The sequence below is a fragment of the Chelativorans sp. J32 genome, from assembly GCF_000518985.1.
Lineage (GTDB): Bacteria > Pseudomonadota > Alphaproteobacteria > Rhizobiales > Rhizobiaceae > Chelativorans.
In genome coordinates, this window is record NZ_JAEQ01000020.1 from 87,021 (window position 1) to 102,648 (window position 15,628).

General features: G+C 61.6%; 14 protein-coding genes and 1 pseudogene. 11 read left to right on the top strand and 4 right to left on the bottom strand.

From position 1 onward, the window contains the following. Positions 1–2: 2 nt before the first annotated feature. Positions 3–1,256, bottom strand: coding sequence for an alpha-hydroxy acid oxidase (locus CHEJ32_RS25525; RefSeq protein ID WP_051469807.1), 1,254 nt, complete (start codon positions 1,254–1,256; stop codon positions 3–5). A gap of 236 nt (positions 1,257–1,492) precedes the next feature. On the opposite strand from CHEJ32_RS25525, the gene CHEJ32_RS0120365 reads away from it, so the two are divergent. Beyond that, complete coding sequence (locus CHEJ32_RS0120365; RefSeq protein ID WP_084032887.1) at positions 1,493–2,566, top strand: amidohydrolase family protein; 1,074 nt, start codon at positions 1,493–1,495, stop codon at positions 2,564–2,566. Between the two features lie 2 nt (positions 2,567–2,568). Next, positions 2,569–3,672, top strand: coding sequence for an amidohydrolase family protein (locus CHEJ32_RS0120370; protein ID WP_028035438.1), 1,104 nt, complete (start codon positions 2,569–2,571; stop codon positions 3,670–3,672). Between the two features lie 34 nt (positions 3,673–3,706). Here CHEJ32_RS0120370 and CHEJ32_RS25530 read toward each other — a convergent pair. Next, a pseudogene (locus CHEJ32_RS25530) lies at positions 3,707–4,695 on the bottom strand (enolase C-terminal domain-like protein). 89 nt (positions 4,696–4,784) lie between these two features. Here CHEJ32_RS25530 and CHEJ32_RS28095 point away from each other — a divergent pair. From CHEJ32_RS28095 to CHEJ32_RS0120410, 8 genes are all read left to right on the top strand, one after another. Beyond that, on the top strand, positions 4,785–5,357 hold the full coding sequence (locus CHEJ32_RS28095; protein ID WP_371179816.1) for an ATP-binding cassette domain-containing protein: 573 nt from the start codon (positions 4,785–4,787) through the stop codon (positions 5,355–5,357). Then, a complete protein-coding gene (locus CHEJ32_RS28100) occupies positions 5,257–5,802 on the top strand; it encodes an ABC transporter ATP-binding protein (RefSeq protein WP_371179817.1) in 546 nt (181 codons plus the stop codon). The genes CHEJ32_RS28095 and CHEJ32_RS28100 overlap by 101 nt, the downstream gene beginning before the upstream one ends. Continuing rightward, positions 5,799–6,842, top strand: a complete 1,044-nt coding sequence (locus tag CHEJ32_RS0120385; protein WP_028035439.1) for an ABC transporter ATP-binding protein — start codon at positions 5,799–5,801, stop codon at positions 6,840–6,842. Before CHEJ32_RS28100 ends, CHEJ32_RS0120385 begins: the two co-directional genes overlap by 4 nt. 22 nt (positions 6,843–6,864) lie before the next feature. Beyond that, the gene (locus tag CHEJ32_RS0120390) at positions 6,865–8,436 is read left to right on the top strand and encodes an ABC transporter substrate-binding protein (protein ID WP_051469810.1); all 1,572 of its coding nucleotides are present in this window, start codon (positions 6,865–6,867) and stop codon (positions 8,434–8,436) included. A gap of 35 nt (positions 8,437–8,471) precedes the next feature. Continuing rightward, positions 8,472–9,428 (top strand): ABC transporter permease, encoded by a 957-nt coding sequence (locus CHEJ32_RS0120395; RefSeq protein ID WP_028035441.1) that lies wholly within the window; start codon positions 8,472–8,474, stop codon positions 9,426–9,428. Further along, entirely contained in the window at positions 9,425–10,327 is a 903-nt protein-coding gene (locus CHEJ32_RS0120400; RefSeq protein ID WP_028035442.1) for an ABC transporter permease, read from the top strand. Before CHEJ32_RS0120395 ends, CHEJ32_RS0120400 begins: the two co-directional genes overlap by 4 nt. Positions 10,328–10,364: 37 nt before the next feature. Beyond that, the gene (locus tag CHEJ32_RS0120405) at positions 10,365–11,474 is read left to right on the top strand and encodes an enolase C-terminal domain-like protein (RefSeq protein ID WP_028035443.1); all 1,110 of its coding nucleotides are present in this window, start codon (positions 10,365–10,367) and stop codon (positions 11,472–11,474) included. 268 nt (positions 11,475–11,742) lie between these two features. Continuing rightward, positions 11,743–12,204, top strand: a complete 462-nt coding sequence (locus tag CHEJ32_RS0120410; RefSeq protein ID WP_028035444.1) for a GFA family protein — start codon at positions 11,743–11,745, stop codon at positions 12,202–12,204. Between the two features lie 114 nt (positions 12,205–12,318). On the opposite strand, the gene CHEJ32_RS0120415 is transcribed toward CHEJ32_RS0120410, so the two are convergent. Both CHEJ32_RS0120415 and CHEJ32_RS0120420 read right to left on the bottom strand, forming a co-directional pair. Further along, positions 12,319–13,305: a bile acid:sodium symporter family protein gene (locus CHEJ32_RS0120415; protein ID WP_028035445.1), complete on the bottom strand. Its 987-nt coding sequence runs from the start codon at positions 13,303–13,305 to the stop codon at positions 12,319–12,321. 76 nt (positions 13,306–13,381) lie between these two features. Then, positions 13,382–14,977: a gamma-glutamyltransferase family protein gene (locus tag CHEJ32_RS0120420; RefSeq protein ID WP_028035446.1), complete on the bottom strand. Its 1,596-nt coding sequence runs from the start codon at positions 14,975–14,977 to the stop codon at positions 13,382–13,384. Positions 14,978–15,133: 156 nt separating this feature from the next. Between CHEJ32_RS0120420 and CHEJ32_RS26410 the strand changes: the two genes are divergently transcribed. After that, positions 15,134–15,628, top strand: a 495-nt coding sequence (locus CHEJ32_RS26410) for a FadR/GntR family transcriptional regulator (protein WP_156936755.1), incomplete at its 3' end; no start/stop codon positions are given.

A 15,628-nucleotide genomic window follows, 5' to 3' on the forward strand; every position in this document is an offset into this window, starting at 1 on the left:
GATCATAGGGAGGGCTGCATGGCCACAGCAGAACCTGCTTGCGCCGGCGCGCGAAAGTCCTCCGGCTTCCAGCACCCGCGATGCCGTACCGCCAGCGACGCTGCGCCTGCGATCGTGCGGGCGCCGGTCTGGCCGAGAGCGATCCGCAATTCGTCCATGAGCGCTGTTGCGACATGCCGCGGCCCATCGGGGCCCAGCGCGGCCAGGCCGAGCATGAAGCCGCGTCCGGCGAGCACTGCATCTGCCCCGACCGCAAGGGTCTTGAGGATATCCGTTCCTGACATGATGCCGCTGTCCATAAGGACCGTCATATCGCGACCGACCGCAGCGCGTATCGCCGGCACGAGATCGATCGTCGCGGGGGAGGGGTCGAACTGGCGGCCGCCGTGGTTGGAGATGATCACCCCATCGAGACCCAGCGAGCGGGCCTTCTCTGCATCTGCCGGATGCAATATCCCCTTCAGCACCATGGCGCGGGGCCAGCGATCCCGGATGCGGGCGATCAGATCCCAGGTGATGCCGCTGCCCGCCCTGCAATTGCGCAGAAAGCCTTCGATCTCCCGTCTAGTCGCGCCTTCACGGCAGTAGGCTGCGAGATTGGCGTAGCGCGGCACGCCCTCCCGTGCCAAGGCCGCGAGCCAGCGCGGCCGCATCAGCATGCCCAGGAGGACTTTTGGCGTGATACGGAAAGGCACGGCCGCCCCGTTGCGCATATCGCGTACACGGCGGGCGGGGAGCGGGATGTCAAGCGTAACCGCCAGCACTCGCGCGCCTGCCGCATCAGCTCTTCTCATCAGATCGAAAGTGACGCGGTGATCATCCGCGGGAGCGCTATATAGCTGGAACCAGAATGCATCCGGTGCCTGGCGCGCTACTTCCTCGATTGGTGCAGCAGCCATGGTGCTCATTATATGAGCCAGCCCCAGTTCTTGCGCCGTCCGGGCCAAATGGCGCGTCGCGCCGGGCCAAATGCCGCCGTCCATGCCCACGGGCGCGATCACCAAGGGAGCAGCATAGCGGCGCCCGAAAAGCTCCGTTGAAAGGTCGATCGAGGAGATGTCTGTACAGTAACGCGGGACGATCTCGACCGCCCGAAGAGCAGCATAGTTACGGTGCCGTGACATTTCATTGCCGGTGCCACCCTCAAGATAATCGAACGTAAAATAGGGGATCCGCCGTCGCGCTCTATTCTCGAGGCTTTCCAGCGTAGGAAACTGGTTTCGCCATGTTGCAAGGCGGCGCTCGCGAGCATTCATCCGTTTCTCCTCCCGCACAATATTCCTCCCAACCTCTTTTAGCGAATTTGCTTAGCATGTTAAATGTATGATATTGTCTTCGAGGCGTTCGAGAGAGGTGAACGGCGACGCCGCTTCAAGGCGCCCGTCGTTGAACACGCGGAGGAGAGAACTCGATGGAAAAACAAGGGAATTGCATAGCGGCCGCACCGTCGTTGCCGCACCCGCCGGCGCCATCCAGATAAACGGCTATTCCCATGACAGTGATGCAGAAGATTTCCGCCCCGGTGGTTACCAGCGGCGCGATTGATTGCGACGTGCACCCGCCTCTGCCCCGGCGGAACGATCTCATGCCCTATCTCGACGACTACTGGCGCGAGATTGCGATGTCACGGGATGTCGACATTTTGGAGTTGATGTCGTTCCCCGAGCGGACGGCCCCTTATATGCGGCCCGACTGGAAAGCTGCGGGCGACCCTCTGGAAGCCTTGCAGCGCAACCTCCTCGACCCGCTCGACCTGCGCTACGCTATCCTCAACGTCGTCTCGGGCGCCCATGCCCTTTATGACCCCTATCTGGCTGCTGCCATTTGCCGTGCCACCAATGATTGGCTTGCGGAGAAATGGCTGGATAGGGATTCCCGCCTGCGCGCATCCATGCTCGTATCCTTCCAGAATGTGGAGGCAGCAGTCGAGGAAATCGAGCATCGCGCGGGGGACAAGCGGTTCGTTCAGATCCTCACCATCGCAATGGGTGAATTGCCCGCCGGACGTCGTACCTTTTGGCCGATCTATGAAGCGGCGGAACGGCATGGGCTGCCGCTCGGCATGCATGCGGGCAGCGCGTTTCGGCATGCCCCGAGCCACAGCGGTTTTCACTCATTCCTGATCGAGGATCACATTGCCCAAACCCAGGGCTTCGCCACTCAGGTGGCAAGCCTCATCGCGGAGGGCGTGTTCGTCAAATATCCGAAGCTCAAGACGGTGATGATCGAATCCGGCGTCACCTGGGTGCCGCCGCTCATGTGGCGCATGAGCAAGGATTGGCGTGGTTCCCGCATCGAGGTCCCATGGGTCAAGGAGGCGCCGGCGGACATTATTCGCTCTCACGTGCGGGTCACATCCCAGCCCTTCGACGGACCGGAAGATCCGGCCGAACTGGAGAAGGCGTTGAGCCATCTCGTCAGCGACGAGATGCTGCTTTTCTCAACCGACTACCCCCACTGGCACTTCGAAGGCCTCAATGTCCTGCCGGACGGGTTCCCGGAAGCCCTTCTGGAAAAGGTGCTGCGCCTCAATCCCCTTTCCACATATCCAAGGCTCGGAGGCTGATAATGGACACCACCTTTATCGATCGTCCGCAACAGGCTTCGCAGCAGACCGGCGTCGTGGATTGCGATATTCATCCCGCCTTCAGTACCCCCACGGAGCTTCTCAACTATCTGCCCGAGCGGTGGAAAAATCACGTCAGGGATTACGCGACCCGCACCGGCAACCCCTTTCTCGGCGCTATGACCTATCCGAGGATTTCTCCGGGGAACGGCATGCGCCGAGACGCCTGGCCTCCCGGCGGCGGGCCGCCTGCGTCCGATCTCGACTTCCTGCGACAACAGCTCCTGGAGGAGTGCAATATCGAGATCGGCATCCTGCAGCCGCTTGCTGCGGGTAGCGTGGCCCTGAACCAGGAGCTTGGAGCAGCACTTTGCACTGCAATTAATGACTGGCAGATCGATAAGTGGGCCGGACCGGAGCCGCGCCTGCGCGCCTCCATCTGCGTTCCTCAGGAGGATGTGAAGGAAGCGCTTGCTGAAATCGATCGGCGCGTGTCCGACCGGCGCTTTGTCCAGATCGCCATGCCGCCACGCACTCTGGAGCCGGCGGGGCGCCGGCGTTATTGGCCGATCTATGAGGCAGCGCAGCACCACGATCTCCCGATCGGTTTGCATACCAGCGCTTTTGGCTGGCGCCCAAATACGCCGTCAGGCTGGAGCTCCTTCTACATAGAGGAGCACTTCGCGGCCTCGAACAGCCTGCAGACGGTCATGTCGAGCATGATCATGGAGGGCGTGTTCGAGGAGTTCCCCAGGCTCAAGATCGTCCTTGTGGAAGGCGGATTCTCATGGGTACCCTCGCTCGGATGGCGAATGGACCGCGAGTGGAAGCGGATGCGCGGCGAAGTTCCCCATGTAAAGCGCCTGCCGAGCGAATATATGCGCGTGAATTTCTGGTACACCACCCAGCCGATCGAAGAGCCGGAAAACAACCGTCATCTCTACGACATCCTGCGCTGGATCGGCATCGACCGGCTGATGTTCTCGACGGACTATCCGCATTGGGATTTCGACGACCCGCGCTATGTCTTCAAGGTTCCGCTATCGCCTGTGGAAAAGGCGGCCGTCTTTCGCGAGAATGCGGTGTCCTTGTTCAAGCTCGAATGAGCTTTGGGGCTCCATGACCATCGTCGGGGTCATATCAGGCGGGCCACGGCAGTAGCTCTCGGTCCGTAATCTCGAGGCCGAAGCCGGGCGCGTCTGATGGCTTGATCCTGCCATTCTTCGGCACCGGAAAGCCGGGCACCGGAGGCACGTCCTTCAGCGCCACGCCGGGGGCGCTTGGCAGCCAGTATTCCGCCATAGGGGCTTCAGGCATGGCATAGGTGAAGTGCAGCCCGGCAGGCGTGCTGCCGCCCGCGTGCGGTATGGTAGGAATTCCTGCCGCTTCGCCGATTGCGTATATCTTCAATCCCTCCGTCAGCCCGCCGCACCAGCGCAGGTCCGGCTGTAAAATATCGACGCAACGACGCTCGACGAGTTGGCGGAAGGCATGCCTTCCGTGATGATCTTCGCCCGTCGCGATCGGCATCGTCGGGAAGGCGCGCTTGAGTTCGGGTATCCCTCCAGATCGTATGGGGGCAGGGGTTCTTCCAGCCATCGCAACCGGTAGGGTGCCAGACGCTCCATAACCTGGATCGCAAACTGGATATTGTAGGACATATTCGGATTGAGCATCAGCTCGGCGTCCGGGCCAACGATCTCCCGCGCATTGGCGACCTTCTCTTCGAGCCTGTTCAGGCCCTCCAGACCATCGGAATAATGGGCCGGGTTGGATATCTTGAAGGCCCGGAAGCCCAATTCCATCGCCCAGTCCAGGTCATCGGTCGTGGCATAGAGCTCCACCTCCTGTCGGCAGGGGCCTCCAAGCAATGTATACACTGGTTTGGAGAGCAGTTTGCCTTTGAGATCCCATAGGGCTTGGTCGATGGCGCTTCTGGCGACGCTTGCAAAACCGCTCTCGCCGAATCGTTGCGAGTAGCGCCACATCAGATCATTGAGAAATTCGTGCGCCAGGCAGTCGCGCCCTTCGAGAAGCGGCGCGTAATGGTTGCGTATGATAACCGCCGCGACGTCGCCCCAGTGGCCATTTCGACAGCCTTCCAGCGTATCTCCTCCTACGCATACCATGTATACATTTTTTTAGGGGAAGCTTGCACAACACGGTACTTAATGTGCTAACAATTCGCAGATCGCAGCGGCACAATCGGGAGGAGCCGATGCAGCATGTCACCTTCGGGTCTGAAACGGCCCAGGAAAGTCTTCTGGATATTCAGGGCCTGACACTATCCCTGCGCGACGAAGAAGGCTGGGTGCAGGTTCTCAACAATGTCTCCCTTTCGGTGAAGCCCCGCGAGATTGTCGGTGTGGTCGGGGAAAGCGGCTGCGGCAAGTCCATGACAGCGCTTTCGGTGCTGAGGCTGGTGCCGCCGCGCACCTCCAAGCTCGGCGGGAAGATCATGTTCGGCAGCACCGATCTGGTTGCTGCGAGCGAGGCCGAAATGATGCGTATCCGCGGCCGCCATATCAGCATGATCTTTCAGGAGCCTATGAGCGCCCTCGATCCGGTCTTTACTGTCGGCCACCAGATCGCCGAAACGGTGCGGCGACATTTCAAGATCTCCAGAAGGGAAAGCCGACGAACGCGCGGTAGAGGCGCTCGATGCCGTGGGCATCGCATCTCCCCGGCATGTGGCGACTTTATATCCCATGAGCCTTTCCGGCGGCATGCGCCAACGTGTGATGATCGCCATGGCACTGGTCTGCGAGCCCAGGCTGCTCATTGCCGATGAGCCTACCACGGCTTTGGATGTAACCATCCAGGCTCAGATCATGGACCTGCTTCTTGAGCTTTCCCAGAAAACGGGAACCGCCATTCTCTTCATAACGCACAATCTGGGGCTCGTGGCGCAAAGCTGCCATCGCATGGTTACGATGTATGCGGGGGAGGTGGTCGAAAGCGGTCCGGTGTGGGACGTGATCGCAAGCCCGCGCCATCCCTATTCGTCGGGCCTGCTTCATTCGATCCCCGACAGCAGCCGCCCGCGCGGTACCTTGCCATCCATTCCCGGCCGGGTGCCCTCCCTGCGCGCCATGCCCGCAGGTTGCCGCTTCGAGCCGCGCTGTTCCTACGCGGTGCCGGAATGCAGCGCGACCCAGCCGATCCAGCACATTGCAGACCGCGAGGTGCGCTGCCATCGTTTTGCGGAACTTTCGCTTGCGGGAGCCGGAACATGAACTCCACCATGCAACCGGTCGGCCCCGCCATTTCGGTCGAAAATCTGCATGTAAGTTTCGGCCGAAAAAATCAGGCGGTCATCAAGGCGGTGGACGGCGTTACCTTCGCAATGCAGAAGGGAGAGATCTTCGGCATCATCGGAGAGTCAGGCTCAGGCAAATCCACGCTCGGCCGCGCAATGGTGGGCCTGCTGAGGCCCAGCGGGGGAGAGCTCATGCATGGCGATGTTTCGCCGCTTGCGCTTCCAAGTTCCGAATTCAACCGCCATCGGCGCAAATATCAGATCATTGCACAAGACCCGAACGCGGCATTCGATCCGCGGATGACGATGCTGCAGAGCCTCTGCGAGCCGCTCCACATCGCGCGTGAGGGTAGGCGCGCGGACCGCATCGCGAAGGCGTTTGCGATGCTGGAGCGGGTTGCGCTCCCGCCGGAGATGGCGAACCGGTACCCGCATGAGCTGTCCGGCGGCCAGAAGCAGCGCGCAAACATCGCCCGCGCGCTCATGCTGGAGCCGAGGGTCCTCGTCTGCGACGAGGTGGTGGCGGCGCTCGATGTTTCCATTCAGGCAGACATGCTGAACCTGTTCGCAAGACTTCGGGAGGAGTTCAACCTCACCTATGTTTTCATCAGCCACGATCTGCGTGTGGTAAGCCATATAAGCGATCGTGTCGCGGTGATGTATTTCGGCAAGATCGTCGAGTTCGGTCCGGCGCGGGACGTGATTGACCGCCCGCTCCATCCCTATACAGAGGCTCTACGCTCGGCCGAACCGGAGGTCATTCAGGATCGGGCGAAGGCGCGCAAGCGCATCGTGCTGCAAGGCGAGATTCCGAGCGCGGTCAATCCGCCGAGCGGATGCCGCTTCCATACGCGCTGCCCACGCGCGCGGGATGTTTGCCGAGCCGACGAGCCAAAGCAGCGCGAGTTGCTGCCGGGACGGCACGTGGCCTGCCATTTTGCAGAGGAGCTGATGGCCCAAGCAGAGCCGCTGGCGGTCCAGCCCAGCCGGATCAGCGAAGCCTCGGCGGGTTTGTGAAAATGTTTGAAGGAGGAGCGAAATGACGATGGGTTCCAGCAAGAGGCTGCCCAATATCACCCGCCGTGCGATGCTTGCGGGCACGGCTGCTTTCGGCGGCTCCCTGGTTTTGCCGGCTCAAGCGCGGGCTCAGGCGCCCCAGCCGACCACCGGTGGCACGTTGCGAGTCGCGATGCCCTATAATCCTGCCGCGCTCGATCCTCTGACAGGCCGGAACAATCCGGACTTCAACACGCTCTTTGCGATCTATGACGCCTTGATCGACTTCGACCCCAACACGCTCGAACTGAAGCCGATGCTGGCGAAATCGTGGACGTTCACCGATCCGACCACGCTGGTGCTCGAACTCGTCGAGGGGGTCGAGTTTCATGATGGCGAGCCGTTCAACGCGGAAGCCGTGGTCTTTCATCTCGAGCGCTGCATGAACTATGCGCGCTCCAACGTCAAATCGGACGTCGCTTCGATCGACAAGGTCGAGGCGACAGGGCCGTATCAGGTCACCATCAGGACCAAGCATCCGGACGCCTCATTGCCGGCAGCTCTGTCGGACCGCCCCCGCTGCATCGTCTCCCCCAAGTCGGTCAAGGAAGCCGCCGATGGCAATGTGGATCGGAACCCTGTCGGCACCGGTCCGTTCAAATTTGTCGAATGGCGCGACAATGATCTCATCAAGGTCGAGAAGAACACCAATTATTGGCAGGACGGCCAGCCTTATCTGAATGCGATCGAGTTCCGTATCATCAACGAGCTCAACACGGCTGCGCGGACAGTGATGGCTGGCCAGTCCGATGTGGCGCTGAACCTTGCTGCACAGCAGATCGCGATAGCCCGGCGCGATGAAAATGTCGTGGCCGAGGCGACGCCTTCGCTGATCTACTACACGTCCTTCCTGAATTACGCGGAAGGCCCGCTCTCGGACGTGCGCATCCGCCAGGCCATGAATTGGGCCCTCAACCGCGAGGACCTGAACCGCGTGCTCGTGCTTGGCCTCGGCCAGGGTCATTGCAGCATGTTCCCCACCGGTTTCTGGGCCAATGATCCGGAGACGGAAAACTACTACACGCATGATCTGGACCGCGCCAAGAAACTGCTTGCCGAGGCTGGCGTTCCGAACGGCGTCGAGATCCAAACCTGGAGCTGGCCCGATCAGGCTGCGGTCCAGCGGCAGGAGGTGATCAGCAGCCAGCTTGCCCAGGCGGGCATCCGCCTTAAGGTTACGCCCGTGCCTCCTGCCCAGGCCATGCAGAACTTCCTGGACGAAAAGAAGGGACACCAGCTCCTGTCGCCGACCGGCGGTCTGCCCGACCCCAGCATCACTTATGATCGCCAATTTTCCGGCAACGCGTACCGCAATGCGGGCAAGATCGAACTCCCGGGTTTCCGCGAACTGATGGACGCTTCGCTGTCCACATTCGAGCCGGAGCCGCGGCAGAAGGTTATGTATCGCATGCAGCGCTTCGTTCTCGAAAACGCGCTCCATCTGCCGCAATATATGTCCGCCAGCATGACCGTGCGAACGCCGAGACTGCACGAGTTCGTCTTCGGACTTTTGAACAGGCCGAAATTCCACAAAGTGTGGCTCGAACAGGCCTAAGGCCCAATCATGGACGGCTTGCCGGGAGCGGGAAGATGAATGCAATCACCTTGATGGTCGTGCGGCGGCTGGGGCAATTGATACCCGTGGCGCTCGTGGCCACGTTCGTGGTCTTCTCGCTCGTCTTCCTGATGCCTGGCGACCCGGCAATCATCATGGCCGGCGAATATGCAACGCCGGAGCGCATAGCCGAGATTCGCAAAATTCATGGCTTCGACCAGCCGATGCTGGTCCAGTATCTTACCTGGCTTTGGAAGGCAGTTCATTTCGATCTCGGCACCTCTCTCTATTCGAGCGAGGAGGTGGCGCAGCTGATCGTGGATCGGCTGCCGCATACGATTCTCCTGGTGGTCTACGCCTTGGTCCTTGGCTCGATCGTCGGCATTCCGCTCGGCATCGCCGCGGCGACCCGTCAGGGCTCCACCCTCGACAAGCTGATCACCACCGTCGCCTCGCTCGGTGTGGCGATCCCGAATTTCTGGCTGGGCATCATTCTCGTCACCATGTTCGCGCTGTCCTGGCATGTTTTCCCGGCAACAGGCGCCGTTTCCTTCGGTGAAAATCCGTTCGAGGCGATTTATTACGCGACGCTTCCGGCCATCGCGCTCTCCGTCGGCGTGGTCGCGGTGCTTGCCCGACAGGTGCGCAGCGCACTGCTCGAGGTGCTGGGCTCCCAATATATCCGCACGCTGCGGGCGAAGGGGTTGGGCTCGGGCGCGATTCTGTGGAAGCACGGGCTGCGGAATGTGGCGGTCACCATGCTCACCATTGCCGGCCTGCAGGTGAACCGCCTCTTCTCCAGCGCGGTCATCCTGGAGGCGGTCTTCGCGGTTCCCGGCGTCGGGAACCTGATCAGCTATTCGGCGCTCAACAAGGACATCCCCGTGGTGCAGGGCATTGCGCTCATGCTGGTGGTTGTCGTCATTCTGACGAACCTGCTCGTCGATGTCCTGAATGCGATCCTCGATCCGAGAGTGGCGGCATCGACATGACTGACACCCATATGACCATTCCGGCCGCGACTACCGCGCCGGCGCGCTCGCTCCCAGCTCCGAACCGCTTCCGATTCTGGGCTTGGCTCCGGTCCGACAAGCGGGCGGCGATCAGCCTTGCCTATCTGACACTTCTGGTTCTTGCTGCCCTTCTGGCGCCCTATATCGCGCCGTATCCGCCCAATGAGCAGAACTTGCTGGATCTCCTGATGCCGCCCAGCCAGGCACATTGGCTGGGGACGGACGATCTTGGCCGTGACACGCTGAGCAGGCTGCTTTACGGCGCTCATAATGCCCTCTACGCGGCGTTTCTGGCGGTAGGTATTGGCGTGACGATCGGCGTTCCGGTGGGGGTTCTCATCGGGTTCGTGGGCGGTTGGGTCGATGAGCTCATGAGCCGGGTGATCGATGGCATTCTTGCCTTCCCGCCGCTTGTGCTTGCCGTCGCCGTGACCGGAGCCCTGGGCATCGGGCTTACGAATGCGATGATCGCGGTCGGTTTCGCCTTCGCGCCAGTGCTCGCACGGACGATGCGCGCGCAAACCCTGGTGGTGAAGAACGCGCTTTATGTCGAAGCCGCACAAGGTTTCGGCGCTTCGCGTATGCACCTTATCCTCCGGCACATCCTACCGAACGCGATTCAGCCGGTTATCGTCGAGGTTACGCTGATGCTCGCCGTGGCGCTCCTTGCGGAAGCCGGCTTGAGCTTCCTTTCCCTCGGCGTGCAACCGCCGGAGTCGAGCTGGGGCGGCATGCTCGCACGCGCCTATCACTATGTGGAGGTGGCTCCCGCGCAAATGTATGCTCCGGGCCTGGCGATCCTGTTCACCGCCCTTGCCTTCAACGCGCTCGGCGAATCCATCCGCGTGCTTCTGGATCCCACCGTCAAGCGCGGCTGAGATCGGCGGCGCTGTTCCCTCAGCAGGATATCGCGGCATGAAGATCACCGATGTCACCCTCAAGATGTTCTTGTGGGATGGGTTCGACCCCGTCGTCTACGGCCCCACCGTACGTTCTACGGCGACCAGCAGCGAAATGGGGCTGGTCGAAATATCCACGGATGAGGGTATCAGCGGTTATTCCTTCCTCGGGGCATCCTATTCCAGCGCGAAGGCGGATGCGCAGCGCTTCGTGGACGTGATCCGGCCGCTTCTCATTGGCGAGAACCCGCTTGAACGCGAGCGGCTGCACAAGCGCATGTGGGCCAGGCATCGCGCAGCGACGGTACGCGCCCTAAGCGCTGCCGATGTGGCGCTGTGGGACCTGGCCGGCCGTGCGGCCAACATGCCGATTCATGCACTTCTCGGCACCTACCGCCACAGCATCCCCGCCTATATCAGCTCGCCGGCGCATTCCGCGCCGGAGCATTATGGCGAGGAAGCGCTTTCCTGGAAGGAGCGGGGCGTCACCGCATACAAACTCCATGTACCCTCGCCATGGCAGTGCGACATCGAAGCTTGCCGCGCCGTTCGCCGAGCCGTGGGTGAAGGCTATGCGCTGATGCTCGATGCAAGCTGGAGCTATGACTATCCGACCGCCCTGAAGGTGGGCCGCGCTCTCGAGGAACTCGGTTTTCTCTGGTATGAAGACCCGCTCGGCGAGTGGGAAATCCCGAATTACGTCAAGCTCAAGCAGAAGCTCGACATTCCTCTTATGGCCACCGAACTGCCCTTTGCCGGGCTCGAGACCTATTCGGTGTGGCTTACCGCGCAGGCGACGGATTATCTGCGCGGCGGCGTGGCCTTCAAGGGTGGCATCACCAATGCTATCAAGACCGCGCATCTAGCCGAGGCATTCGGCATGAACTACGAAATCCACCACGGCACGAATTCCATCAACAATGTCGCCAATCTGCACGTGGCGATGGCGATCCGGAACTGCGATTATTTCGAAGTCGTCGTGCCGGAGAAGAACAACAAATACGGTCTTGTCCAAGACCTGGAGATCGACCGCAACGGGCTCGTGCATGCGCCGATGGGGCCGGGGCTCGGGGTCGAGATCGACTTTGCGCATATTGAGAGAAAGAAGCTCGCCGTGCTGCGATAATCAGGCGTAAAGGGCGTCTCTCCTTTCGCTGTTGGACGCATTCATCGCTGCTATGCCGTCCCCGACTCCTCCACAGAACCGGGAAGCGGGATCTGTCGTCGACACTTCTCTCGGACTGGTGAATCGGGCGGGCTTGCCGAAGTCTGTCCGACTCCGGCCGGTCAAAGAGGCTCTATTCCTTTGCCGCTACTTTATTCGATCCACGCCTTGCCTTTGGCCTCTACGATGGAGTGAAATGGTTGCCGCGTTAAAGAGCAAGGAGGCTGTGATGGTCGATTGGAAACTCCCGCGGGAAGGCGGCTGCCGCTGCGGGCAAGTGCGGATCCGCGTGACGGCGCCGCCGCTGGTGACCATGGCCTGCCATTGCACCGGCTGCCAGCGCATGAGCTCATCGGCCTTCTCGCTCTCGGCCGCCATTCCTGCCGACGGGTTCGCAGTGATCCAGGGCGAGCCTGTGTTGGGTGGCCTTCGCGGGCCACAGGCGCATCACTATTTTTGCCCGCACTGCATGACATGGATGTTCACGCGGACGGAAGGCATGGACTGGTTCGTCAACCTGCGTCCGACCATGCTGGACGATGCCTCGGGCTTCGCGCCGTTCATCGAAACCTGGACGGCAGAGAAACTGCCCTTCGCGGAAACCGGCGCGGTGCATAGCTACGAGACGCTGCCGCCTCTGGATGCCTATGAGGGCTTGATGGAGGAATATGTGACGTGGACGGGGCGGTAAAAAGGGAGCCGTCACGACAGCACCGGTGCGTCCCTTGGGAACGCACAAGGACTAAGTATCGAACCCCCGGATCGTCCTTTCCCGAGACAGGGTCCCGGTTTGGGGGCCGCCGCTCTAGCCCGGCACCATCACCAACCGGTTTGCGTGACGCTGCGCGATGATGGCGCAAACGAACAACTGGATCTGGTGGAACAGCATGAGCGGGAGGATGATCAAGCTTACAGGCTGACCGGCAAAAAGGATATTGGCGATCGGCAGGCCGCTCGCGAGGCTCTTGGTCACTCCGCAGAACAACAGCACCATTCGGTCTTCGTGAGGAAGAACCGTGAGTTGGCCGACCATCCTGCCAAGGAGCATCACTGCGGCAAGGAGCAGGATGTCAGCCGCGATGGTGATAGCGAGCATCGACCCATCGATCTGGCTCCAGATCCCGGCCACCATGCCGGCGCTGAATGCCGAATAGACGATGAGAAGTATCGATCCGCGGTCGACGACGAGGGTCACCATTCTATGCCTCGCAATCCATTCGCCGATCAGGGGACGGGCGATCTGTCCCAGCACGAAGGGCAGCAGAATCTGGATGGCTATCCCCTGAACAGCGTCCGTGTTCACGCCTTCCCCGCTCGTGTGCAGCAGCAAGGCGGCGAGCGCGGGCGTGAGAAAAACCCCGACCAGATTGGAGAGCGAAGCCGCACATACCGCTGCGGGTACGTTTCCCTGCGCGAGCGACGTAAAGGCAATCGAGGACTGGACCGTAGACGGCAGCACCGCCAGGAAAAGCAATCCCAGGGCAAGATATTCATCCAGCCAGGGGCCGAGCCCATAAAAGAAAGCGAGTCCGAACAGAGGGAAGGCTATGTAGGTGAAAGCGAGCACCAGGAATTGGAGTCGCCAGTTCGTCAGGCCCGCCACCACGGCCGAAGTGTTGAGTTTGGCACCATAGACGAAGAACAGGAGGGCCACTGCATAATAAGCCACCTGCGACACGACGACCGCTCCGCCTCCTGAGGCTGGCAGCACCGCGGCAAGGACCACGGTGCCGATGAGAAGCAGCATATATGTGTCGATCCCGATCCGCTTCAGCCGTCCGAAAAGGGACATGAATGTTCTCCGTCTGCGCAGCTATGCGCCGCGACATTTCTTCCTTGTTGATCCATTCGCCAACTGGTCTTCGTGATCAGAAGCCGATGACCGCTCCGTCCTTGCGGTGGTCTGAGCCGCCGACATAGGTTCCATCGAGACGCCAGATAAGCTGAGCACCGCCAAAAGCAAAGCTGCTATCAGGGCTCTCCCGGGTGATCTCATGCCCGAGTTCTGCCAGTCCTGCCACGATCTGGTCCGGCATCGCCCATTCCACGGCAACTTTCCTGCCGGACACGAAGCGCCAGCGCGGGGCATCACTCGCGGCCTGTGGGTTCTGGCCGTAAAGATGCGTGCGCAGCACCATTTGCATATGCCCCTGCGCCTGCATGGGGCCGCCCATCACGCCGAAGCTCATCAGGGGTTCGCCACCCTTCATCAGGAAGCCGGGGATGATGGTGTGGAACGGCCGCTTGCGCGGCCCGACCTGGTTCGGATGCCCGGGCTCAACCGTAAAGCCGAAACCGCGGTTCTGCAGATGGATGCCCGTACCGGGCACCACCACGCCCGAACCGAACCCAGCATAATTCGACTGGATATAGGAGACCATCATTCCCGACTGGTCAGCCGTGGTTATGTAGACCGTCCCGCCTTCGGTAGGCGCGCCCGCCTGCGGATCGCCGGCCAGAGCTGGGTTGATGAGCCTTGCGCGTCCGGCAAGATAGGCTGGGTCGAGCAGCGCCTTCGGCCCCACCGTCATCGCTGCCGGATCGGCCACGAAGCGAGCGACATCCGCCAGTGCCAGCTTCATCGCTTCGATCTGCAGGTGCAGGGAAGCGATGCTGTCGGTCTCGTGGTCCTGGATATTCGTGTGCTCGAGAATGCCGAGCGCCATGAGTGCGGCAATACCCTGCCCATTCGGCGGGATTTCATGCAGGTCGACGCCGCGAAAGTGCGTGGAGATCGTGCCGCACCAATCGACAGTGTGGGAAGCAAGATCTTCCTCCGAAAGGGCAGCCCCATGCTGGCGCGCGAAGGCCGCGACCTTGGCGGCCAGATCGCCGCGGTAGAACGCTTCGCCCTTGCTGGCTGCAACGGTTTCGAGGCTTTCGGCCAGCGGTTCGTTGCGGAAGATTTCGCCCGCGGCCGGCGCTCGCCCTTCCGACAGGAAAGCCTCCGCAAAGCCTGGTTGATCGCGGAGTGGCTCACCGCCGATGCGCCACAGTTTGGCGATGGTGGGAGAGACGGCAAAGCCGTTGCGGGCATAGTCCACAGCGGGTTCGAACAGCGTCTCGAAGGGTAGCTTTCCGAAGCGCTCCGACAGGGCGGCCCAAGCGGAGACGGCGCCCGGCACGGTGACGCTTTCCCAGCCGCGCATCGGCATCTCGTCGCGACCCGCGAAGCGCTCGGGCGTCCAGCCGTCCGGCGAGCGGCCGGAGGCGTTGAGGCCGTGCAATTCGCGGCCGTCCCAGACGATTGCGAAAGCATCACTGCCGAGGCCGTTGCCTGTGGGTTCGACCACGGTCAGCGCGATGGCTGTGGCCAGGGCGGCGTCGACTGCGTTTCCTCCCTTGAGGAGCATTCGAACGCCGGCTTGGGCGGCCAGAGGCTGTGAGGTCGCCACCATATTGCGCGCGAAGACCGGCACGCGATGCGTGGAATAAAGAGGATCGTAGTTGAAGGTCTTGCTCATTGTTCACCACCCTGCCACTGCTGCGGGACGGCGCGGACCCGAACCCCCTCCAGCACGTTTCCTATCATCGTGCAGACGCCGCCTGCGGATGGCGATCGCACTCCATGAAGCCTTTCCGACCGTGTCGCACTCCTCCCATCGGCGGAAGGCCTAACCTTGAAGAGAGCCAAACCATTCGAATTGGTTCGGCTGCTCGATTCTGGCGCAGTCGATGCGCCAGCACTTCGCGCAGACCTTATATTGGTTTGGGCCGGCGGTCGCAATCTCGCTATGTATGGCTTTCTCGTGAGAAATGGTTCAGATTGGTTCGATATCGGAGGGGGAACCGTGATGCAGGAAGAGAGAGGGGGGCCGCTTGCGGAGCGCCTGCGCTCGGCGCTGGAGGATGGCGGGTTCGCCAAAGACGGCCGGCTTCTGCCCGAGCGCGAGCTTGCGGACCATATGGGGGTCGGCCGGCGCGCGCTGCGCGAGGCCCTCGCGCTGCTGGAGGCGGAGGGGATCATCTGGCGGCGGCAGGGCCAGGGCACTTTCGTCTCAGCCCAGCGCCCGCGCNAGCCCGTCCAGCTTCTGCGCACGGGCATCCATACGACGCCGGCGGAACTGCTCGAGGTGCGCATGGAGCTGGAGCCGATCCTGGGCCGCCTTTGCGCG

What these genes read in the sequence shown, in the direction of transcription:
- CHEJ32_RS25525 (WP_051469807.1), bottom strand. Translation starts at nt 1,256, where the DNA reads ATGAATGCTCGCGAGCGCCGCCTTGCAACATGGCGAAACCAGTTTCCT.
- CHEJ32_RS0120365 (WP_084032887.1), top strand. Translation starts at nt 1,493, where the DNA reads ATGACAGTGATGCAGAAGATTTCCGCCCCGGTGGTTACCAGCGGCGCG.
- CHEJ32_RS0120370 (WP_028035438.1), top strand. Translation starts at nt 2,569, where the DNA reads ATGGACACCACCTTTATCGATCGTCCGCAACAGGCTTCGCAGCAGACC.
- CHEJ32_RS28095 (WP_371179816.1), top strand. Translation starts at nt 4,785, where the DNA reads ATGCAGCATGTCACCTTCGGGTCTGAAACGGCCCAGGAAAGTCTTCTG.
- CHEJ32_RS0120385 (WP_028035439.1), top strand. Translation starts at nt 5,799, where the DNA reads ATGAACTCCACCATGCAACCGGTCGGCCCCGCCATTTCGGTCGAAAAT.
- CHEJ32_RS0120390 (WP_051469810.1), top strand. Translation starts at nt 6,865, where the DNA reads ATGACGATGGGTTCCAGCAAGAGGCTGCCCAATATCACCCGCCGTGCG.
- CHEJ32_RS0120395 (WP_028035441.1), top strand. Translation starts at nt 8,472, where the DNA reads ATGAATGCAATCACCTTGATGGTCGTGCGGCGGCTGGGGCAATTGATA.
- CHEJ32_RS0120400 (WP_028035442.1), top strand. Translation starts at nt 9,425, where the DNA reads ATGACTGACACCCATATGACCATTCCGGCCGCGACTACCGCGCCGGCG.
- CHEJ32_RS0120405 (WP_028035443.1), top strand. Translation starts at nt 10,365, where the DNA reads ATGAAGATCACCGATGTCACCCTCAAGATGTTCTTGTGGGATGGGTTC.
- CHEJ32_RS0120410 (WP_028035444.1), top strand. Translation starts at nt 11,743, where the DNA reads ATGGTCGATTGGAAACTCCCGCGGGAAGGCGGCTGCCGCTGCGGGCAA.
- CHEJ32_RS0120415 (WP_028035445.1), bottom strand. Translation starts at nt 13,305, where the DNA reads ATGTCCCTTTTCGGACGGCTGAAGCGGATCGGGATCGACACATATATG.
- CHEJ32_RS0120420 (WP_028035446.1), bottom strand. Translation starts at nt 14,977, where the DNA reads ATGAGCAAGACCTTCAACTACGATCCTCTTTATTCCACGCATCGCGTG.